Genomic DNA, 19759 nt, shown 5'->3' with positions numbered 1-19759 from the left:
GTAGCCCTATGAACGTTCTGATGCTGCACGGTATTAACCACAACCTGTTTGGTAAGCGTGACCCGGTGCAGTACGGCACCATTACCCTGAGCGAGATCGACGCCCGGCTGAAGGCGCTGGGGGAGGAGCTGGATGTGAACATCGACAGCTTCCAGAGCAACTGCGAAGGGCTGATCGTCGACCGTATCCACCAGGGCTACCAGGACGGCGTAGACGGCGTGCTGATCAACGCCGGTGCCTGGACCCACTACAGCTATGGCATTCGCGACGCGCTTGCCATCTTGACCGTGCCTGTGGTGGAGCTGCACATGTCCAATATCCATGCCCGCGAAGGCTTTCGTCACCATTCGGTATTCGCCGAGATCGTGCGTGGGCAGATCGCAGGTTTTGGGGTGGACAGCTACCTGTTGGGCCTGCGAGCCGTAGTCAGCGCGGTACGCGGCTGAACCGCACGCTCAGTCAGGCTCCCTTTGAATAATCACAATAACGGAGCCCCTTATGACCAAGACACGCATTGCCGTTGCTGGCGCCGGCTATATCGGCCAGGCCCATATGCAGGTGCTGGAGCACAGCAGTACGTGCGAGCTGGCCGCCGTGGTCGACCCTTCACCGGCTGCCCAGGCCCTGGCGCAGCAGGCGGGTGTACCGCTGTATGAGTCGCTGGAGCAGCTGCTGGCCCTGGGCCGGCCTGACGGCATCGTGCTGGCAACGCCCAATCAGTTTCACGTCCCCCATGCACAGCTGTGCATCCATGCCGGCATTCCCATGCTGCTGGAGAAGCCGGTGGCCCCAACGGTGGCCGAAGCCCGGGCACTGGCCGAAGCGGCGCAGCGCAGCCACGCACGCATCCTGGTAGGCCACCACCGCGCCCACAGCCCGATCATGGCCAAGGCGCGCGAAGTGATTGCCAAGGGGACCTTGGGCCGTTTGGTGACCGTAATGGGCAGCGCCCTGTTCGTTAAACCGGACCACTATTTCAGCGATGCCCCTTGGCGCAAGGAACCCGGTGCAGGGCCAATCCTGCTGAACATGATCCACGAGGTACACAACCTGCGCATGCTGTGTGGCGACATCACCGCGGTTCAGGCCTTTGCCTCTCACGCAGTACGCCGCTTTCCCGTGGAAGACACCGTCGCCATCAACCTGCGCTTCGCCAATGGTGTGCTAGGCACTTTTCTGCTGTCGGACACTGCCGCCAGCCCGCGCAGCTGGGAGCAGACCTCCCAGGAAAACCCGGCCTACGCCAGTTACCCGGACGAGGACTGCTATGTGGTTGCCGGCACACACGGGAGCCTGAGCGTACCGACGCTGCGCCTGAACACGTACCCCACGGAGAATGACCGCTCCTGGTGGAAACCCTTTGAAACCGGCGTAGTAGAGATGACCCGAGCAGACCCGCTCGCCCGGCAGATGGTCCATTTCGGTGCCGTGATACGGGGCGAAGCCGACCCGCTGGTCACCGTGCAGGATGGCTTGGCCAACCTGCTGGTCACCGAAGCCATCGTACAGGCCGCCCGGACAGGCCGAATGGTGGACATCACCCACTGAAGCAACAACCAGGCACACCGGCAGGCAGCGCGTTCAATAACAACAATAAAGGAGGTGCCCCATGGGCAACCCGTTAACTGGCAAGCCACAAATGTCCTCTCAATCCCGCAAGGCCACCGCCAGCGGCTGGATCGGTTCGGCATTGGAGTACTACGACTTCTTCATCTACGCACAAGCCGCCGCACTGATTTTCCCGCAACTGTTCTTCCCCTCCACCGACCCGAAGATCGCCATCGTTGCCTCCTTGGCTACGTATGGCGTGGGCTACCTGGCAAGGCCCGTGGGCGCGTTCTTCCTTGGCCACTGGGGTGATACCCGTGGGCGAAAGAACCTGCTACTGCTGTGCATGTTCCTGATGGGCATCGCCACCATGGGCGTCGGCTTGCTGCCTACCTACCATCAGGTGGGCATTCTGGCGCCTATCCTGCTGGTGGTGATGCGCCTGATCCAAGGCTTTGCCGTGGCCGGCGAAATCTCAGGGGCCAGTTCGATGATTCTTGAGCATGCACCGTTTGGCCGCCGTGGCTACTACGCCAGCTTTACCTTGCAGGGTGTGCAATTCGGCCAGGTGCTGGCAGCGGCTATCTTCCTGCCGCTGGCCTATTTCATGGCCCCTGAAGACTTCAACAGTTGGGGCTGGCGCATTCCGTTTCTGCTCAGTGCGCTGGTGCTGATCGCCGGTTATTTCATTCGCCGGGGTGTACACGAAACCCCGGCATTCGCCGAGGCCGATGCCAGCCAGGCCACGGCGCAGTCCCCCATCACTGAAGCGTTCAAATACAGCTGGAAGCGCATGATACTGGTGGTGTTCGTGGCCTTCATGAACGTGATTCCCGTGGTTGCCACGGTATTTGGGGCTGTTTACGCGGTACAGCCGGCCTACGGCATAGGCTTCGATAAAAGCGTGTACCTGTGGATTCCGGTCATCGGCAATATCGTAGCCGTTGTTACCATTCCCTTTGTGGGCAACCTGTCAGACAAGATAGGCCGCCGGCCGCTCATCATCGGGGGTGCCTTGAGCTCTGGCTTGCTGTCCTACGGTTACCTGTACGCCATCAGCCTGCATAACCTGCCCCTGGCCTTTGTCATGTCGCTGTTGATGTGGGGCGTGGTGTACCAGGGCTACAACGCCATCTTCCCCAGCTTCTACCCAGAACTGTTCAAGACACGCTACCGGGTATCGGCCATGGCCATTGCCCAGAACCTGGGCACCTTCCTTACGGCCATGCTGCCGGCGCTGTTCACCCTGGTGGCGCCTCCGGGTACCAACAACGTACCGATGGTGATTGGCACCCTGACCTTCGCCGTCACCTGCATGGCTGCGCTGGCAGCCTACCTGGCACCGGAAACCTACCGTGTGCCGTTGGAACAGCTGGGCGAACCGGGCGCACACGCCCTGCCCAAAGACCTTTACGACACCGCACGCGCAGCGCTGGCAAGCGGCAAATAAACCATCGCTGCCACCGCCGGGGGGTGGCACGCATTTAAATAGCAATAAACGGGAAGGTTCGACCGCCAACTACCGCTAGGCTTCATGCACTTCATACAAGGGTGCCTGACATGCCTGATGCTGCGTTGGAGGAACGCCTTGCCGCCCTCCCCTGGGATGAACACCTGGCGGGCCTGGATGCCAAAGGCTATACCTTGATCCAAGGGTTGCTGACACCCCAGGTCTGTGACCAGCTTGCTGGCGGCTATGAGCATGACGCCACCTTTCGAGCGTGCATACACATGGCCAGGTACGGGTTTGGCTCGGGAACGTACAAGTATTTTGCCTACCCGCTGCCGGACCTGATTGCCACGCTACGCGCGCAGGTGTACCCACGCCTCGCCCCCTTGGCCAATGCCTGGAACGCCAGGCTGGGGATACCTGAACACTACCCTCCTCTGCTAGACACATTTATCGCTGAATGCGCCACCGCTGGCCAGCACAAGCCTACGCCTTTGCTGCTTCGCTATACTGCGGGCGACTATAACTGCTTACACCGGGACCTTTACGGCGATGTAGCCTTCCCAATGCAGATGGTTGTGCTGCTCTCGCAGCCGGGCTCAGACTTTGCCGGGGGCGAATTTGTGATCACCGAGCAACGCCCTCGCATGCAATCGCGCGCAACTGTACTGCCGCTGGCGGCAGGGGACGCGTTGATATTTTCAGTCAACCGGCGCCCAGTAAAAGGCACCAAGGGCTATTACTCGGTCTATACCCGCCACGGGGTCAGCGACGTGCGCGACGGCAACCGCTTCAGCCTTGGAATCATCTTTCATGACGCACAATGAGCCTATTGCCCAAGCCATGAAGGCTTTGAGCACTATAGATCCTAACTGGCAAACGTTGGTAAACCAGGTGGGCCCCTGCCTCCACCCGTTGATCGAACCGCACGACCCTTTCAAGTCGCTGGTAAAAGCCGTGGCCTACCAGCAACTCCATGCGCGTGCAGGAGACGCGATGCTGCGTCGGCTTCGTGAGCTGTTTCCAGGCCAGGTGTTTCCAACCCCTGCCCAACTGGTAGCCCTTGAGCAACCGGCACTGGCGAGCTGTGGATTTTCCACGGCCAAATGCAAGGCCATCAAAGCTATCGCGCTGGCGCGCCTGGAAGAACGAGTGCCCGATGTGCACCAGGCACTGGCCATGAGCGAAGACGCGCTGATACAAACACTGGTGGCGTTGCCCGGTGTGGGCCAATGGACGGTTGAGATGATGCTGATCTATGGCTTGGGTAAACTGGATGTGTTTCCCGCGAGTGACTTTGGCGTACGCGAGGGCTTTCGCCGGCTGTATGGGCTGGCCGAGCGGCCAGGCGCAACACAGCTGAAACGGTGGGGGCATGCCCTGGCACCCTATAGAACGTTGGGTGCCTGGTACCTGTGGCGGGTGCCTGTGGGTTTCGAGCCATTGGACTTTCAAGAATATGAAAGCAAGACCCGGAGTGGCTCAGCGCATTGATGCCGGTAGCTTTGTACCTAGGCTGTGTACGAAATGTTCTGACGCGAAGGTCAGGCAAGGCGAAAACAGCTGAGGAAGCGGAGTTTACTGGTTGTAAATGAGCATTCCGAAGCTGTTTTCAACGCAGCATCACCGAGTGTCAGGGCTTTTCGTACATAGCCTAACCCAAAAAAGGCGCCCCCATGGACAGTATCAAGTACGCCTCAGCCACTGTACGGCACAGCACCGAAGACGATCCCAGGTGGCAGATGCTGCTTGATCGCAAGGCACGGGCAGGTGTCGAGTTCGTGTATGGCGTGATCACGACCGGGGTGTATTGCACGCCCTGTAGCCCCACCAAACTGCCTCGCCCGGAAAACGTGGTCTTTTTTGATACGGCCTCTCAGGCAGAAGCTGCAGGTTATCGGCCCTCCAAACGCGCGGATCGGACCCAAGACAAAGTGGAAGCCAAACATGCCCAAGTGGTGGCCGACGCCTGCCGCCTGATTGACCTGTCTGAAGCCGTCCCGAATCTAAACGGGCTTGCAGAGCAGGTCGGCATGAGCACTTTCCATTTTCACCGCATTTTCAAAAAGATCACTGGGCTCACGCCCAAAGGCTATGGCAGCGCCTCACTACGGTCGCGGGTAAGGGACCGGTTGTCTCAATGCGACACCATCACGCAGGCACTCTACGATGCTGGCTACAACTCCAACAGCCGCTTCTATGAAGCGTCCAAAAAAATGCTGGGGATGAAGCCCACCGAATACCGAGCAGGCGGTGCAGAGCTGGACATCAAATTTGCCGTAGGTGCCAGCGCACTCGGTGCAATCCTAGTGGCTGAAAGCGCACGCGGCATATGCGCCATCACCTTGGGAGACGACCCCAATCAACTTGTCGAACGCTTCCAGGACCAGTTTCCTAACGCTAACCTGATTGGTAATGACCCTGACTTCGAGCAGCGGGTGGCCCAGGTGGTCGGGTTCGTAGAGTCGCCCGGTATTGGCCTGGCCTTGCCACTGGATATTCGCGGTACCGTATTCCAGGAGCGGGTATGGCAGGCACTGCGGGACATACCCGTAGGGGCAACCGTGACCTACACCGAAATCGCTGCGCGCATTGGCATGCCTAAAGCGGTACGTGCTGTGGCCAATGCCTGTGGGGCAAACAAACTGGCGGTTGCTATTCCATGCCATCGAGTGGTGCGCAGCGACGGCTCCCTGTCCGGTTACCGCTGGGGTATCGAACGCAAGCGCAAGTTGCTGGAGCAGGAAAAGAGCCATGCATGATTCGAGGCACAAAGCCGATGAAACAGTGGAAGCTTTTAGGGGCCGATGGAGCCGCCTTCTGGAGCGCCACGCCGGGCATTCTAGGAGGGCATTTAAAGGGGAAGATCTATGGCCGACTGGATTGCCCGGCTGCATTGCGAGCTTTAGGCCAAGGTGGTTACGTAAAGAATCGAGTATTTTTCAAGAACGAACGCGATGCACAATCCGCGGGTTTTCGCCCCTGCGCACGCTGTATGAGGAGTATGTACCTTCAATGGAAAGAAAAGCACCTTCTGGATAGCTGACCTCCAGCAACTAAGGTTTCTTACATTCACACACGCCCTAGGCTAACCGCCACGGGCGTGTTTTGCTTTTTATATTAGCATTTATATAGGGAGAGTAAGTCCAATTCGTGCCAGACGATAACGCGGCCTGGAATGCGTTCTCAGGAGCTTTACCTGTAATAAAAATTACAGAGCAAGAAACGGAGTTTCCCCGTCTGGCTTAAGAAATAGGTTAATTCCATTGGCGCCGTCTGGATCCCACATCAAGGCCAACACTTCTGAAAGCTCGTACATATCTGAAAACAGTTGATTGTTTACTTGAGGCTTGTTCTCAGCAATACATCAGAGGAGTAGCGGGATGGATAGGGATTTAGTGGAAGATCAAATCGATGCGGTAATGGCGCAGCTCAAGGCATTTGAAATATACCGCGATGGGGAATCGTGGGTTGAAGCTAAAAGTGTGTGGAAACGACCATTACGCCCGCAGGCGTTCAAATACACTCGCTTTTCCCGGATCAATCAGGACACCTTGCTTGATTACGCTGCCTTTACCATGAACCGAACACTGACAGCACTGTACGAACAAGACTTTCTTTATCTCCCGGCTACATCAGAAAACATTGTTTCGGAGCTCAAACAAGTTTACAGCAACGAATTGCGAGCGTTGGCAGCCACACTGATACCGCTGTTGGAAGAACAGGTGCTTGGCTCCCTGCAACAAGAAGTCAAGGTGGGCGGGGAATGGAACAGCGAACTGTTCAAAGTTTACTTGGCAAACAAGCTAGAGCCTCTGCCTGGTTCCCCTGCCGACTCCATTGATCTGATCGAAGAATCTGCCTCTCCGGCACTGATGGTCCGTTTGCTGCTGATGCAGCACGCCGTGGACTTTCTTCCCGAATCGTCCCATATGGCGCGATTTGCAAAGGGCGATTATGGCGAAGCCCAATCCGCTATTTTCCGTGTATTGCTAGACGAGTTCGGCTATGGCAAGCATGCCGCAAAACACAGCACGCTGTTTAAAAAGACCCTCGCCTCGCTGGGCATGCTGGATCATTCTCACGCCTATTGGAATTTCTATCTCAACAGCTCTCTGTTGAACAACAACTACTTCCACCTGCTTACCAGGAGCCCGGAACGGTTCTTCGAGTATGTAGGGGCAATCACCTATGCTGAAAACGCGTTTGGCCCCTATTGTGGAAGGGTAAAGAAACTTATAGAGAAATATTTCGCCAACGCTGATGTACGCTATTACACCGAGCATGTGCACATTGATGGCTATCACGGCTCAATGACGTTGAACGAAATATTGCTTCCCTTGGCGGAACGTTTTGGCCCTAGTGTCTATCCTGAGTTCGTAAAAGGGATAGAAATGTCCTGCAAGCTACAAGCCATTATGGAAAAGGACCTCTGTGCACAAATAACTTGGATGGACAACCGCCCGCGCTACCGTAAACTCGCTCATGACATCAAGGAAGCCGTTCTAGCAGACATAGAAAATATTCCTGTCGCGCACCTGAACGAGCCTTTCAATGAGCTTTCCGTACCGCATGTTCATGACGGTGATGAATTTTGCATTGTCGATGAAGGCCTACTGCGCTTCTGTCATGGCCCGGACTGTTTCAGCGATCTTGGCCCCGGCGAATGTGTCGTGATTGCCAAAAACAGGCTACACGGTGCCCTTGTTCTTTCAGAGTTCTGCAAATATCGAATTCTTTCTATTGGGGATTATCGCAAATATGCAAATTATTCGATTTGATCACCAGCCGGGCTCGACCATTATTAAAACGTCTGACAAATACATACAAATGGTGCGAGACCAATCGGGCAATCTCAAGTTTAAAGACATGACTTGCCTGCACCGTGGCGGGCCATTGACACATGGGCTGGAAGGCGAGCACTCCATCGTTTGCCCCTGGCATGGAAAAACCACAAAGAAGTGCAATATTCGCTACATAAATCTTCCGTTCATCGAGAGTGACAGTACGGTATGGGTTGGCCTCAGTGACTTCGAGCGCGTTATCCATAACAGCTAAAACCTGTATGTAAGCCCAACTTATCGGAGCTTCAAAATGCTAAACGTTAATAGCGTACCTGCGTTTGATACCCTCACTCCAACCGTACCCAATGGGCACCTTTCAGACATTCCTCGTTGGCACTTTGCGATGCTCAATGACCGCGAACGTAACCAAGCGTTTTTTGATGCTATCCAGGCTACCGATTTTGCAGGAAAGACTGTACTGGACATAGGCACTGGTTCAGGGTTGTTGGCGATGCTGATTGCGCAACGGGGCGCCCACCACGTGTACACCTGTGAGTCCAACCCCCACGTTGCCGCAAAAGCGGCTGAAATCATTCGAGTGAACGGCCTTGAGTCGCGTATTACCGTAATCAATAAATTATCAACAGACCTGGTGTCCGGCGTCGATATTCCTAAGGGCATTGACTTGATGATTTCCGAGACGGTTGACTGTGGCTTTTTTGGCGAGGGGTTCGGTCACGCCCTTCAGCATGCGCAGGAGGAACTGCTAAGCACGCACGCAGCGGTTATCCCAAGCGCTGTAACATTGCATGCTTGCTTGCTATCCAGCCAGGACGTTGCGAACCTCAATTATATTTATGATGATGTTTTCGGGCTTGATGTCAGCGCCTTCAACGCATTCAAGACCCCAGGTTACTTCCCTGTACGCCTGCAAACCTGGCCCCATCGGCTCGTCAGCCATCCAGTAGCCTTCTATGAAGCAAAATTCCAGGGCACTTACTCGTTCGACCAGGTTGCCGAACTGAGTTTTTCAGCCAATGCCAACGCTTTGGCACATGGTGTGGTGTTCTGGTTTGATCTTTATCTCAAGGACGACCATTGCCTTTCAAATGCGCCAGTGAACATTCGTTCGCACTGGATGCAGGCGGTCCAGCTGTTCGACACGCCTACCTATGTTCGTGAAGGCCACGGCTACAACGTAACACTCTCCATGAGCCGTTCCGGTGTGGCCTTTGGAAGCCTTCTTACACCCAACTTCCTGGCCAACATCGCCAGTTGAAACATCCATGCCGTGGGCGTTCTTTATTTAACAGGAGTTTATACAATGGACCCAGCCGCTTCCGCGCCTTCATCACGCGTTGCCTACAGAAACTTCAACCTGTTGTGGTCAGGCCAGTCCATGAGCCTGCTGGGCAATCAGTTCCTGGTCATAGGCCTGCCGCTGTTCGCGGTTCAAGTCATAGGCGCTTCGGCCGCGCAAGCCGTGCTATTGCCGTTTGTGATGTTCGTGCCTTTTCTGCTGATCGGGCTGCCTGCAGGGGCGCTGGTGGACAGGCTTCACAAGCGCAAGGCCATGGTGTTGGCCGATGTTGTGCAAATGCTTGTCTATTCGGCCATTGCCCTCTTGGCGCTCAAGGGCTTGATGGGTTTCCCAGCATTGATGGCGCTGGTGTTTGTAGCCGGTATTGCGTCGGTGTTCTTCCAGGTGGCTTACAACTCGCTGTTGCCTGAGATCTACTCGGGTGCTACGGAGCTACAAAAAGGTAACGCGAAACTCTTCTTCTCAGAATCGGTTGCGCGCATTATCGGCCCTGCCTTGGCAGGCCCTGTGATTGCTATGTTTGGGCCGGCGCTGGCCATTCTGATCAATGGCGCATCTTTTCTGATTTCCGCGCTCACCGCACAGGCGATTCGTACGGATGAGCAGATAAGGGAGCACTCCGAACCGGCTCGGGCCAAAACGACCATTCTGGCTGACATCAAGGCAGGGCTCACTTTTGTGTTTGCCCATCCCAAGCTGCAGCCCGTGTTTCTCTGCGGTGCCGTGTATGTACTGTTTCTAACGGCCATCGAAACCAGCCTGGTACTGTTTTGCAAGGATATCCTAAAGCTGACGCCTACTACTATCGGCTTGGTGATAGGGGCCACGGCTGCAGGCTTTCCCATCGCCAACCTCATCTCCTCCAAGGTTCTTAACCATTTGGGTATAGCACGCACGCTGGTGGCGTCGGCGCTGACATCGGTGCTGGGGCTGTTTCTGATTGCAGTGTGTGGTGCGTCAGGGTCCGTGCCTGGGTTGATCGCTGCCAGTGTGCTCCATGGTATGGGCGAAGGGGTATTTGGTCCCACGTCGCTGACCCTGCGTCAAACCCAGACGCCCTTGTCGATGCTGGGCCGCGTGAATTCGGTCCAACGCTTCATGATTTGGGGCGCCATTCCGCTGGGCAGCGTAATGACCTCGCTGATCATCCGGTATGCAGGCCTTGAGTGGACATTATGGGTCGGGGGCGCTGGTGCGGCACTGTGCCTGGTGCCGCTGCTGCGGCGCGGCATTTTAGCCGACCTTCGTACGCCAAATACGGCTCTACAGGCCGATCTGAGCAACAGTTGACAGGAGGAACTACCCATGGCTTACGCACCAGGCATAGAAGACTTCGTTAACCGCTGCAACAAGGTCATGCCACCGGATGCTTACACTTACGACTTGAGCAAACAGCGCCGCCTTTACCACAACTTGGTGATCGAGTTCCCTTACGCATTGCCAGGCGACGTACAGTGGGAGCAGATAACGGTAGAGCAAGGGGGCCGGCCTCTGCGCTATAGGCTGTATGAACCGCTGGATATTGCCAGCCGAGGGCTGGTCATCTACGTTCGCGGTGGTGGTTTCGTACTGGGGTCACTGGACACTCATCACACTGTCACAGCGGAAATAGCGTCCAAGGCCAAGGTGAAAGTCATGGCCGTGGATTTTCGCCTTGCACCGGAACATCCCTTTCCAGCCGCACTTGAAGACTGTTACAACGCCGTTCTCTATGCTGTCGAACATGCCACCTCGCTGGACATAGATCCGGAAAAAATCGTTATTGCCGGAGATAGCTCTGGGGCCAACATGGCCGTTGCCGTTGCCATGATGTGCCGCGATCGTCAGGGCCCTTCCCTGGCAGGCCAAGCACTGATCAGCCCCGTGCTGGACTTCACTCGCTGGCGAAACGGCGGTGAGGATGCTCCCCTGCTGACAGGCGGGGAAATGGAGTTTTACACCGCTTGTTACTCACCAGACCCGGCGACTACCTCCCACCCTTATGTCTCCCCTCTGATAGCTGGCGACTTCTCCGGCCTTCCAAAGGCGTATGTCATGGGTGCCGAAATGGATTCCCTGGCGATCGACGCCCAGCAGTACGCAGACGCATTACTGGGGCATGGTACGGTAGCTGAGCTGGTTATCGAGCCGGGCATGGTCCACGCCGCCATTCGTGCGCGGGGGGTGAGCCCGAGCGTTGAGGAGGCCTGGACACGGTACTGCAGCAAGATCAGCGACATGCTAAGGAACGAGCCATGACCCGCACTGACCGCTATGCGGTGATAGTGGACCCTTACTCCTCTGGTGCCTTGTTCGCCGGAACCTTTGCGGCCAGTGATTGCAAAGTGATTGCCGTCTTGTCCTGTGCTCAACCCCCTGACGTTTATGCCGCGTCTTACCGTGCGCAGGACTTTGTGCAGGTGTATGTAGCTCCGTCTGGGGACCTACAGCCTTTGGCTAGCCAATTGCGTGAGTATCAGCCTGTATGTGTGCTGGCAGGCTGTGAATCGGGTGTGGAATTGGCAGAGCAACTTGCGCCACTGGTGCTCCCCGATCGCGCCAACGTACCCCAATTGGCCCTTGCCAGGCGAGACAAAGGCTTGATGGCGCAGGCAGTGAGGGACGCCGGCGTGCCGATAATGAAGCAGATCTGTACCGACCACTACCAGGCCGTAGCGCATTGGCTTGCCGAGCAGCACCTGGTAGGCAAGGACCTAGTTATCAAACCACCCAAAAGCGCAAGTACGGACGGCGTCAGCAAGCTCCCGGCCGGGCGCGGGCTTGAACAGGCTTTTTCAAAGCTGCTTCACAGGCCCAATCGCCTTGGGATCATCAACGATCATGTGCTGGTTCAGGAATACCTGAGTGGCACGGAGTATGTAGTCGATACGTTCAGCTACGGCGCAGAGCACAGCCTGTGCAGTGTCTGCAAGTACACCAAAATCGCTAATGAAAATGGCATGGCCATCTACGATCGGATGGACTGGGTAGAACCTGATCACCCAGCCACTGCACTCCTGGTGCCCTATGCCAAGCAGGTCCTCAACGCCTTGGGTATGGCCTGGGGCAATGCCCACATTGAAATCATGCTGACCGATGCCGGCCCTAGACTGATCGAGCTCGGCGCCCGGCCACACGGGGGCGGGCATCCGCGCTTATGCGAGCTGGCGACAGGCGACAGCCAGGTCAAGCGCTCGGTGAGTTTCTTCGCCGATGGGCGCATTCCGCCGCCTGGCTACACCCTGCGCAAGCACATGACGGTGGTGTTCTTGCGCAGTGCCAAGCCTGCGGTTGTGCAAAATCCGGGGTTGCTGCATTCACTGTCCTCGCTGAGTAGCTACGTGGACAGCAGCATCAAGGTGGTAGAAGCCCAGAAGGTGCCTGCCACGTGTGACCTGTTTGCAACCCTGGCGCTAGGCTTTGTGGTGCTGGCCAATGAAGATCAAACGTTATTGGAGCGCGACGTACAGGCTGTGCATTGCGCTCAGGCCAGTGTGTTTCAGTACTATCAGGAGGCCGGATAATGAATGGCTGCTCAGCTGTAACCCATGCGCCTGGGCGCTTTTACGACATCAATGGCAAGCGCTTATGGGTGGAAATCGCTGGCGAAGGCGAACCTTTGATGTTGCTGTCAGGGCTGGGCCCCGCCGGGTCGCATGCCGTGTTCCACCCGCATTTTGATGCGTTGCACAGCGATTTCCGCGTGATCTATGTGGACCTTTACGGCCGAGGTCGATCAGACAGGCCCGAAGACTTGTCGACCATCACGTTCGAGCAGGATGCCAACGATGTGAGCGCCCTGATTCGGCTACTCTGCCCTGCAGGCGTTCACTTGTTCGGTTTTTCCTATGGCGGGTTACTGGCCCTTCAAACTGCCCTTGAACAACCGGCGCTCGTTCATTCAATGCTGTTATGCAACTCATTGCACAGCCCAGACATGTGGCAGAAGAACCACGAAAACATCAATAGGACCCTCCAGGCGCAACACCCTGAGCTATGGCAGCAGATCAGCGAGCTACACACCGCTGGCGAGCCCTCTACGTCTGCGCGCATGCAATCACTGTTCGCGCTGGCGGCACCCTTGGTCAGGTTCTACGACCCACACAATGCCAGCCAGCTGTTCTCGGAACCTGGCGCCCGCAACACGGACCTGTATCCAGTGTTCTGCGGGCCAGACGTAGATTTCGAAATTGGTGGCCAGTTGCTTGCGATTCCCGATTTTCGGCCCAGGCTCAAGGACCTTGGGCCGGCTACCCGAGTGCTCGCAGGCCGCCACGACCGGGCGTTGTACCCTGCACTGCAATTGGGTTTCGAAGGCCCCGCCATCGACCTCCACTTCCTCGAAAAAAGTGGATCGTTTTCGTTTATCGAGGAGAATGAAACTGTCTTGGAGCATATCCGACTGCACTGTCGGCTTCATGCCCAGCAACCTGTAGAATCCAGCGCCCCCAGCTAATACCCTTTACCAAGTAGGATCGGCATAAAGTAGGCCCTGGCAGCGCGTTGAAACGCTACAGAGAGAAGGTCCAAACCGGGTGATGGGTGATGGGTGAAGCCTGTCGCCCGGCATCAGCACATCGCACACCCGGCCTAACCATGCACCACATGGCATACCGCATCCTTGGGCATCGGCAACTCATCCACCCCATGCACCACCCCTGTAGCCAGCGCTTCCTCGGCGTTCAGAATGCGGGGGGACGCGATCAGGCAACTGGACACGTCCAAAGGCACAGCCGCACCGTACGTACGCTCGTCCACAATGCGCGAATACAACTCCAGGTCGTAGTCCAGGCTCATGGCGTATTCGGACATGCGTGCATGGTCCACTGAGCCGTGCAGGTTCCAGTGAAAAGGGTGGAACAGGAACTTGCTGTGCTTACATGCCGTGCGCCGCTCCCCCGCCAGGAAAATGATATTGCCCATGGACTCGACCGTGCCCAGGTTATGGGTATGGACAGGAATGGGCAGCGCCACCAGAAAGTTGTACAGCGAAAAGCCATAACTGCACTCGCCGCCCATGGTCGCAATCTTGATCACGATGCTTGAAGCGCCTTTCTGGACAGCCAATGAGCATTTTTCGATGAGCTCACCGGTTGAGGTGGAATTGATCGACGAGGTGAAATGCACAATGTGTGTGGTCATGCTGACTGCTCCCTCCGGCGTGATCAGGCCTTTCAATGTTGAGCCAACGCGGTACAGCCCAGTTCAGGTCGCTTACCCTGGAAGGACGAACGGTGTGAAGACAGCAAAATGTAGCGCCTGGCGATCACTGCCTATAAATTCCCCTTCTTGCCTACCTTTGCACTTTTGGAGACCTGAATGCCCCTGCCCCGCTCGCTTGCCTGGTCCCTGTGCCTGATCGGGCTGTGTACCGTATCGCCCGTTGCCTGGTGCGGCCAGGCAGCCCACAAGCCTGCCGCTGCAGCGCCGACCTCAAGCAAAACCCTCAAGGTAAGCCTGCTGGGTGGCAAGCTGCAGTTCAGCCTGCCCACCGGCTATACCGGCACACCATTACCGCCAGGCGAGGCCAGCACGGGTACAGCCGGCGCCAGCGGCACGCTTTACACAAACGACAAGGACCGGCGCATTGTGGTAACGACCGAAGTACCCGTTGAAGCGGGTACGGGTGCGACCCCCGCCAACGACGACAGCTTCCTGGCCAGTGCCAGCGAAGGCTTTATCGGCCGCCAGGCCCAAGGCCTGACAGACTTTCACAAGACGGCAGAAAAACGCGTGACCTTGAATGGCCTGCCTGCCCAGCAGGTAGACGCCACTGCCAGCATCGGCGGCGGCCGAACACTGACCACTTATTTCATTACAGGCGTTGGCAAGCAGCTGGCCGTGGTGCAGGTGGTGTCACGGGAAAGCGACCCGGCCGGCCACCAAGCCATGGTCAAGCGCGTGGTGGCCGGCGCCAGGAAGTGAACCCGTGCTGGGTTCGCACAGGTCATGCCCCTAGCGCAAATGCCTCCAGCGCGTCGCCTTCCAGGCGATACCGCACCCACTCTTCATGGGCCTGGGCACCAATAGAGGTGTAGAAGTCGATGGCGGGCTGGTTCCAGTCCAGCACGCTCCAATCCACACGGCCGCAGCCCGTCTCATGGGCAATCCGCGCCAGATGGCGCAGCAAGCCCTTGCCGGCCCCTATCCCACGATGGCTAGGGGACACGAACAGGTCTTCCAGGTACAAGCCCTTGCGGCCTTGCCAGGTGGAGTAGCTGAGGAAGTACACGGCAAAGCCAATGGGCTGCCCGTCCCGCTCGCACATCACTGCCCTGGCGGGGGACGGTTCATCGAACAAGCTGCGCTCGATGTCGGCCACCGTGGCCTGCATTTCGTGTTCAGCCTTCTCATAGATAGCCAGCTCCAGAATAAAGCCATGGATGGCCGTTGCATCGGCACGGGTAGCGTCGCGAATGTGAAAGGACACGCAAGTCTCCTGACAGGTAGGGAATGACACGCACCGGATAATGGCTCAGATTGCCTCTTGGATCACGGGCTTTACCGCCGTATGAGCAACAAAAAAGGGCGACCCTTTCGGATCGCCCTTCTCATGCCCGGAACACCGGGGCTTTAAGCTGGTAGGCACAATTGGACTCGAACCAACGACCCCCACCATGTCAAGGTGGTGCTCTAACCAACTGAGCTATGTGCCTGCTGTGGCGCGGCATTCTACGGATATTCCAGCGACTGTCAACGTGCTAACGCGGCTATCGTTAGCCAGTGTCACAAAGCCATCATCTTGGACTGGTACAAGGCGTAGTCCTCATTACCAAGGCCAGCCGCCGTGTTGAAACTTCGCCACCCGCCAGCCCCATGAAACGTGGAAAACTTGCGTAGGACGTTTCCCAAACTGTTCATCGCCTGCGCTTCGCCCCACCCGCCAATGGTACAAAACGGTTCCTACCCCGATACAAGGTACGAACCATGCTGTCACCGAACGTAAGCGCGATTCTGTCTTACCTCAATACCTGCAGGCTTCAGGACAGTCAGACTCAACGGCCCTTCGTGGCACGGATGGAGAAACTGGCAAAACTGCTGTTCTGGGCAGCTATCGCCGCGTTTTTACCTGTGGTGGCAATTGCTGGCTGGGCTTGGGTAGATCTACCGGTGGGCAGTACCCTGCGTATGGCAGGCCTTATCAGTGGGCTGACAAGCCAGGCCCTGATGGTGCTTGCGCTGAGCTTTCCTATTGTTGCGGCAGTGGCGGCGTTGCGTTATTGGCGGACCGATACCCTTCAGCAACTGCTAGCAGGTTTTGCTGCTGAAGCCGTATACGTAGCCCGGCTATTGGAGTACCCCCTGTGCGACCTGGAACATGTGCACCGATTGCTCACTCAGAAAATCGGCCGCCAGGAGCGACGTATTGCCAGCGTGTTCGGCGATAAGGTGGCCTTGTTTACCCTCGCGGTGCTGGGGTTTTCTGCAATACAGGCACTAGGTGGGTTTACCGCCGTAAGTGAGAAATTCACCTTGGGGGTATGGAATCATCCCCTTAACCTAGGCCTATTGCTGGGGTTGGCAGTGCTGACGGGGCTTGCCTTGGGTAGCTTGGTGCTACGCATGCTCAACGACCGCTATCGGTACGAGCTGGACTTGCTTGACCAAGCGCTTCACGCGCAAAAAGCAACCAGCCATTCAACCCACCCACCCTGCTAAGCACCGCAACACCTCCCCAGCGCAGCGGTCTATCACTGAGTCGTTTCCTCACGCACCTCAAGGCATTGCCCATGGCTCCTGCACGCTCCCCTCACCGCCGCTGGCTCACCCTGGCAGGCCTGGCGCTGTTTCTGGCCGTGGGCCTACCCTACGGGTGCTCGCGCCTGGCCTACAAGGAGCGGGAGCTGATTTTCAACATCGAGCCCGGCCCAGCCAGCTGGTTCAGCGGGGTGCCGGACGGCATGGTGGACATGACTATTCCTGTCACCGCCGACCAGGCCAACCCGCGGCAATACTTGCATGCCTGGTGGTGGCCAGCTTCGGCCAAAGGGGCGCCGTCGGTGCTTTACCTGCATGGCACTCGCTGGAACCTCACCGCCCAGCTCCGACGCATCAGCCAACTGCGGGCCATGGGCTTCTCGGTGTTGGCCATCGATTACCGTGGGTTTGGCGATAGCCCAGGCGCGCTACCGTCCGAACGCAGCGTCTACCAGGATGCACAGGCCGCTTGGGAACGGTTGGTCACGCTACAACCCGACCCGGCCAAGCGCTTTATCTACGGGCACTCCTTGGGGGGCGCCATCGCCGTGGACCTGGCCGAACGTATTGGTGAAGGTGATGCTGCCCCCGCCTCAGGCCTGATCGTCGAATCCACCTTCACCAACATGGCCGATGCGGCCATGGCGGTGATCGACACCTCATTGCCCCTTCGTTGGGTGCTGTCGGAGAAGTTCGACTCCGTGGATAAAATCGGTGGCATTCGCATGCCCGTACTGATCGTGCACGGCACCGATGACAAGTACGTACCGGACCGTTTCAGCCAGGCCTTGTTCGCGGCGGCAGCCGAGCCCAAGCGGCTGTTGCTGGTACCCGGCGGCACCCACAACAACAGCATGACGGTGGGCAGCCGCGAATATACCGTGGCCCTTCGGGAGTTGTTCGGGGTAGGCAACTAACACAACGGGCGGCAGTCAGTAGCACACTGCCAGGAGCGAACCTACGATGACTGACCAAGAACGCCGCGACACCTCCCCACACAGCGCCGAACGACCCGCTGAACAGCTCGCTGAACAGCCAGGCGTTGAAGCCTCCGGCAAAGAGACACCTGGGCTTTCGAACGACGAAAAAGACGAGGTGGAAGAAAGCACCCCACCGCGCCCCGCCGTGCTGCATGAGATCATTCGTAGCCAGGGTGACCATGAACTGGAGCGCAGTGTGGCGGCACTGTTCTGGTCTGCGTTGGCTGCCGGCCTGACCATGGGCCTCTCGTTGATGGCCATGGGGCTGCTCAACGCACGCCTGCCAGCCGGCGAGGCCAGCCATGTGATCGCCAGCTTCGGCTATTCGGCCGGCTTTCTGGCCGTGATCCTGGCCCGCCAGCAATTGTTCACCGAAAACACCATCACAGCCGTACTACCGGTCATGACCCACCCTACCCTGGCCAACTTCACCCGCTTGCTGCGCCTGTGGGCCGTGGTACTGGGCGGCAACCTGGTAGGCACCTTGTTCGTGTCGTGGATCATGCTGCACTTGCCTATTTTCGATACCGCCACGGACAAGGCCTTCCTTGAAATCGGCCACAAGGTCATGGAAAACGCACCAGGGCAGATGTTCTCCAAAGGCATTATCTCGGGCTGGATGATTGCCACCATGGTGTGGATGATCGCGGCCCTAGACAACGCCCGCATCTGGGTGATCATCATGATCACCTACCTGATGGCCCTGGGTGACTTCACGCACATCGTGGTGGGCGCTGCAGAGGTGTCCTACCTGGTATGGGCGGGTGAATTGCCCTGGAGCGACTTCTGGCTGGGCTTTGCCGGTCCTACTCTGGCCGGCAACATCATTGGCGGCAGCTTTATCTTCGCCCTGATCAGCCATGCGCAGATCCGCAGCGACGCCTCTACTACCCCCACAAAGTAATCAGGGCCGGTACACCTGCCCCTGCTCGCTCTCGGCCAGGGGCACGGCCTCTACCTCACGCCACCAGGCAACACCCCGGTGCGGTTGCAGCAGGTCCAGCCGCTCGCCCAAATGGGGGGTGGCCACGGGCACACCGGCGGCGTCAGCCAGGCGGGTGATGCGCTCGAAGGGCTCTTGCCAGGCGTGGAAAGCCAGGTCGAAGGTGCCGTTATGGATAGGGACCATCCAGCGCCCTTGTACATCCTGGCAGGCCTTTAGGCTTTCCTCAGGTTGCATGTGCACGTTAGGCCAGGCCGCGTTGTAGGCACCCGTTTCCACCAGCGCCAGGTCAAACGGGCCGTAGCGCTCACCAATAGCTTTGAAGCCCTCGAAATAGCCCGAATCGCCACTGAAGAACAGCCGCCATTGCGGGTCGATCAACACCCAAGAGGCCCACAGGGTTCGGTTGCTGTCTGTAAGGCTACGGCCGGAAAAATGCTGCGCAGGCGTTGCGGCCAGGCGAACACCGGCGACCTCTGTTTCCTGCCACCAGTCCAGCTGGCGCACCTTGTGCGCGGGTACGCCCCACTCCATCAGGGTTTCGCCTACGCCCAGCGGGGCGAGAAAGTGCTCGGTCTTGGCCGCAAGGGCCATGATGCTGGCATGGTCCAGATGGTCATAATGGTTATGAGATAGCACCACCGCCGCCAAGGGTGGCAGGTCATCCAGGCTCAGCGGCGGCGCGTGAAAGCGCTTGGGGCCGGCCCATTGCACAGGTGAAGCACGCTCAGAGAACACCGGATCGGTGAGAAAGAAAACGCCGTGGGTCTTGATCAATAGCGTGGAATGCCCCAGCCGCCACAGGCTGTTGTCCGGTGCATCCAATAGCACCTGGCGGCTCAGAGGCTGCACGGGCAACGGTGCCTGGGGGCGCGTTTGCGGAGGTTTGCGCATGAGCAGAAACTTGACACCAATACGCAGCTTTTTCAGCACGCCATCCGGGGGCGACACTGTGAAGTTCTGATAGCGGCCGTCAGCCATGCGTGAGTGCGGTAGGCGCTCATCTTCCAAAGCGGACGCAAGGGGCGGTAGGGCCATCAGCAATAGCACTCCTGT

General features: G+C 57.8%; 21 protein-coding genes and 1 tRNA gene. 18 read left to right on the top strand and 4 right to left on the bottom strand.

The features are described 5' to 3' along the window. Positions 1-8: 8 nt before the first annotated feature. From aroQ to ACSAMW_RS20460, 14 genes are all read left to right on the top strand, one after another. Entirely contained in the window at positions 9-446 is a 438-nt protein-coding gene (gene aroQ, locus ACSAMW_RS20525) for a type II 3-dehydroquinate dehydratase (protein ID WP_500591831.1), read from the top strand. Positions 447-498: 52 nt separating this feature from the next. Then, the gene (locus ACSAMW_RS20520) at positions 499-1548 is read left to right on the top strand and encodes a Gfo/Idh/MocA family protein (protein WP_500591830.1); all 1050 of its coding nucleotides are present in this window, start codon (positions 499-501) and stop codon (positions 1546-1548) included. 61 nt (positions 1549-1609) lie between these two features. Continuing rightward, positions 1610-2998 (top strand): MFS transporter, encoded by a 1389-nt coding sequence (locus ACSAMW_RS20515; RefSeq protein ID WP_500591829.1) that lies wholly within the window; start codon positions 1610-1612, stop codon positions 2996-2998. Between the two features lie 110 nt (positions 2999-3108). Continuing rightward, the gene (locus ACSAMW_RS20510) at positions 3109-3825 is read left to right on the top strand and encodes a 2OG-Fe(II) oxygenase (RefSeq protein WP_500591828.1); all 717 of its coding nucleotides are present in this window, start codon (positions 3109-3111) and stop codon (positions 3823-3825) included. Beyond that, positions 3812-4492, top strand: a complete 681-nt coding sequence (locus ACSAMW_RS20505; protein ID WP_500591827.1) for a DNA-3-methyladenine glycosylase family protein — start codon at positions 3812-3814, stop codon at positions 4490-4492. Before ACSAMW_RS20510 ends, ACSAMW_RS20505 begins: the two co-directional genes overlap by 14 nt. 182 nt (positions 4493-4674) lie before the next feature. Then, positions 4675-5760, top strand: coding sequence for a bifunctional DNA-binding transcriptional regulator/O6-methylguanine-DNA methyltransferase Ada (ada, locus tag ACSAMW_RS20500; RefSeq protein WP_500591826.1), 1086 nt, complete (start codon positions 4675-4677; stop codon positions 5758-5760). Continuing rightward, on the top strand, positions 5661-6044 hold the full coding sequence (locus ACSAMW_RS20495; RefSeq protein WP_500591825.1) for an Ada metal-binding domain-containing protein: 384 nt from the start codon (positions 5661-5663) through the stop codon (positions 6042-6044). The genes ada and ACSAMW_RS20495 overlap by 100 nt, the downstream gene beginning before the upstream one ends. A gap of 337 nt (positions 6045-6381) precedes the next feature. Beyond that, positions 6382-7779 carry an iron-containing redox enzyme family protein gene (locus ACSAMW_RS20490; protein ID WP_500591824.1) on the top strand — a complete coding sequence of 466 codons (1398 nt, stop codon included), beginning with the start codon at positions 6382-6384 and terminating at the stop codon, positions 7777-7779. Further along, entirely contained in the window at positions 7760-8056 is a 297-nt protein-coding gene (locus ACSAMW_RS20485; protein ID WP_500591823.1) for a Rieske 2Fe-2S domain-containing protein, read from the top strand. Before ACSAMW_RS20490 ends, ACSAMW_RS20485 begins: the two co-directional genes overlap by 20 nt. Positions 8057-8092: 36 nt before the next feature. After that, complete coding sequence (locus tag ACSAMW_RS20480; RefSeq protein ID WP_500591822.1) at positions 8093-9061, top strand: 50S ribosomal protein L11 methyltransferase; 969 nt, start codon at positions 8093-8095, stop codon at positions 9059-9061. A 45-nt stretch (positions 9062-9106) separates the two neighbouring features. Next, positions 9107-10393, top strand: a complete 1287-nt coding sequence (locus ACSAMW_RS20475) for an MFS transporter (protein WP_500591821.1) — start codon at positions 9107-9109, stop codon at positions 10391-10393. Between the two features lie 15 nt (positions 10394-10408). After that, entirely contained in the window at positions 10409-11341 is a 933-nt protein-coding gene (locus ACSAMW_RS20470) for an alpha/beta hydrolase (protein WP_500591820.1), read from the top strand. After that, positions 11338-12606 (top strand): ATP-grasp domain-containing protein, encoded by a 1269-nt coding sequence (locus tag ACSAMW_RS20465; RefSeq protein ID WP_500591819.1) that lies wholly within the window; start codon positions 11338-11340, stop codon positions 12604-12606. Before ACSAMW_RS20470 ends, ACSAMW_RS20465 begins: the two co-directional genes overlap by 4 nt. Beyond that, complete coding sequence (locus ACSAMW_RS20460; RefSeq protein WP_500591818.1) at positions 12606-13538, top strand: alpha/beta fold hydrolase; 933 nt, start codon at positions 12606-12608, stop codon at positions 13536-13538. The genes ACSAMW_RS20465 and ACSAMW_RS20460 overlap by 1 nt, the downstream gene beginning before the upstream one ends. A 134-nt stretch (positions 13539-13672) precedes the next feature. Here the strand turns inward: ACSAMW_RS20460 and ACSAMW_RS20455 are convergent, their stop codons facing one another. Next, complete coding sequence (locus ACSAMW_RS20455) at positions 13673-14224, bottom strand: ATP-dependent Clp protease proteolytic subunit (RefSeq protein WP_500591817.1); 552 nt, start codon at positions 14222-14224, stop codon at positions 13673-13675. A gap of 177 nt (positions 14225-14401) precedes the next feature. Here ACSAMW_RS20455 and ACSAMW_RS20450 point away from each other — a divergent pair, with 177 nt between their 5' ends. Then, positions 14402-15007 (top strand): DcrB/PsbP domain-containing protein, encoded by a 606-nt coding sequence (locus tag ACSAMW_RS20450; protein ID WP_500591816.1) that lies wholly within the window; start codon positions 14402-14404, stop codon positions 15005-15007. A 22-nt stretch (positions 15008-15029) separates the two neighbouring features. On the opposite strand, the gene ACSAMW_RS20445 is transcribed toward ACSAMW_RS20450, so the two are convergent. Beyond that, positions 15030-15512 (bottom strand): GNAT family N-acetyltransferase, encoded by a 483-nt coding sequence (locus ACSAMW_RS20445; protein ID WP_500591815.1) that lies wholly within the window; start codon positions 15510-15512, stop codon positions 15030-15032. Positions 15513-15661: 149 nt separating this feature from the next. After that, positions 15662-15738 (bottom strand) — tRNA-Val (locus ACSAMW_RS20440). Positions 15739-16009: 271 nt separating this feature from the next. Here ACSAMW_RS20440 and ACSAMW_RS20435 point away from each other — a divergent pair. The 3 genes from ACSAMW_RS20435 (at position 16010) to ACSAMW_RS20425 (ending at position 18664) form a co-directional block, all read left to right on the top strand. Further along, positions 16010-16741 (top strand): YuaM family protein, encoded by a 732-nt coding sequence (locus tag ACSAMW_RS20435; protein ID WP_500591814.1) that lies wholly within the window; start codon positions 16010-16012, stop codon positions 16739-16741. Positions 16742-16812: 71 nt separating this feature from the next. Continuing rightward, positions 16813-17697: an alpha/beta hydrolase gene (locus ACSAMW_RS20430; protein WP_500591813.1), complete on the top strand. Its 885-nt coding sequence runs from the start codon at positions 16813-16815 to the stop codon at positions 17695-17697. Between the two features lie 46 nt (positions 17698-17743). Continuing rightward, entirely contained in the window at positions 17744-18664 is a 921-nt protein-coding gene (locus ACSAMW_RS20425; protein WP_500591812.1) for a formate/nitrite transporter family protein, read from the top strand. On the opposite strand, the gene ACSAMW_RS20420 is transcribed toward ACSAMW_RS20425, so the two are convergent. Beyond that, complete coding sequence (locus ACSAMW_RS20420; protein WP_500591811.1) at positions 18665-19741, bottom strand: MBL fold metallo-hydrolase; 1077 nt, start codon at positions 19739-19741, stop codon at positions 18665-18667. Positions 19742-19759: the final 18 nt, after the last annotated feature.

The organism is Pseudomonas sp. AB39(2026) (assembly GCF_059831485.1).
The sequence above is the reverse complement of the archived record's forward strand: the minus strand, read 5'-3'. Positions and strand labels throughout refer to the sequence as shown.

Excerpts from the sequence above, each read along its gene's own strand:
- aroQ (WP_500591831.1), top strand. The coding sequence starts at position 9 with ATGAACGTTCTGATGCTGCACGGTATTAACCACAACCTGTTTGGTAAG.
- ACSAMW_RS20520 (WP_500591830.1), top strand. The coding sequence starts at position 499 with ATGACCAAGACACGCATTGCCGTTGCTGGCGCCGGCTATATCGGCCAG.
- ACSAMW_RS20515 (WP_500591829.1), top strand. The coding sequence starts at position 1,610 with ATGGGCAACCCGTTAACTGGCAAGCCACAAATGTCCTCTCAATCCCGC.
- ACSAMW_RS20510 (WP_500591828.1), top strand. The coding sequence starts at position 3,109 with ATGCCTGATGCTGCGTTGGAGGAACGCCTTGCCGCCCTCCCCTGGGAT.
- ACSAMW_RS20505 (WP_500591827.1), top strand. The coding sequence starts at position 3,812 with ATGACGCACAATGAGCCTATTGCCCAAGCCATGAAGGCTTTGAGCACT.
- ada (WP_500591826.1), top strand. The coding sequence starts at position 4,675 with ATGGACAGTATCAAGTACGCCTCAGCCACTGTACGGCACAGCACCGAA.
- ACSAMW_RS20495 (WP_500591825.1), top strand. The coding sequence starts at position 5,661 with ATGCCATCGAGTGGTGCGCAGCGACGGCTCCCTGTCCGGTTACCGCTG.
- ACSAMW_RS20490 (WP_500591824.1), top strand. The coding sequence starts at position 6,382 with ATGGATAGGGATTTAGTGGAAGATCAAATCGATGCGGTAATGGCGCAG.
- ACSAMW_RS20485 (WP_500591823.1), top strand. The coding sequence starts at position 7,760 with ATGCAAATTATTCGATTTGATCACCAGCCGGGCTCGACCATTATTAAA.
- ACSAMW_RS20480 (WP_500591822.1), top strand. The coding sequence starts at position 8,093 with ATGCTAAACGTTAATAGCGTACCTGCGTTTGATACCCTCACTCCAACC.
- ACSAMW_RS20475 (WP_500591821.1), top strand. The coding sequence starts at position 9,107 with ATGGACCCAGCCGCTTCCGCGCCTTCATCACGCGTTGCCTACAGAAAC.
- ACSAMW_RS20470 (WP_500591820.1), top strand. The coding sequence starts at position 10,409 with ATGGCTTACGCACCAGGCATAGAAGACTTCGTTAACCGCTGCAACAAG.
- ACSAMW_RS20465 (WP_500591819.1), top strand. The coding sequence starts at position 11,338 with ATGACCCGCACTGACCGCTATGCGGTGATAGTGGACCCTTACTCCTCT.
- ACSAMW_RS20460 (WP_500591818.1), top strand. The coding sequence starts at position 12,606 with ATGAATGGCTGCTCAGCTGTAACCCATGCGCCTGGGCGCTTTTACGAC.
- ACSAMW_RS20455 (WP_500591817.1), bottom strand. The coding sequence starts at position 14,224 with ATGACCACACACATTGTGCATTTCACCTCGTCGATCAATTCCACCTCA.
- ACSAMW_RS20450 (WP_500591816.1), top strand. The coding sequence starts at position 14,402 with ATGCCCCTGCCCCGCTCGCTTGCCTGGTCCCTGTGCCTGATCGGGCTG.
- ACSAMW_RS20435 (WP_500591814.1), top strand. The coding sequence starts at position 16,010 with ATGCTGTCACCGAACGTAAGCGCGATTCTGTCTTACCTCAATACCTGC.
- ACSAMW_RS20430 (WP_500591813.1), top strand. The coding sequence starts at position 16,813 with ATGGCTCCTGCACGCTCCCCTCACCGCCGCTGGCTCACCCTGGCAGGC.
- ACSAMW_RS20425 (WP_500591812.1), top strand. The coding sequence starts at position 17,744 with ATGACTGACCAAGAACGCCGCGACACCTCCCCACACAGCGCCGAACGA.
- ACSAMW_RS20420 (WP_500591811.1), bottom strand. The coding sequence starts at position 19,741 with ATGGCCCTACCGCCCCTTGCGTCCGCTTTGGAAGATGAGCGCCTACCG.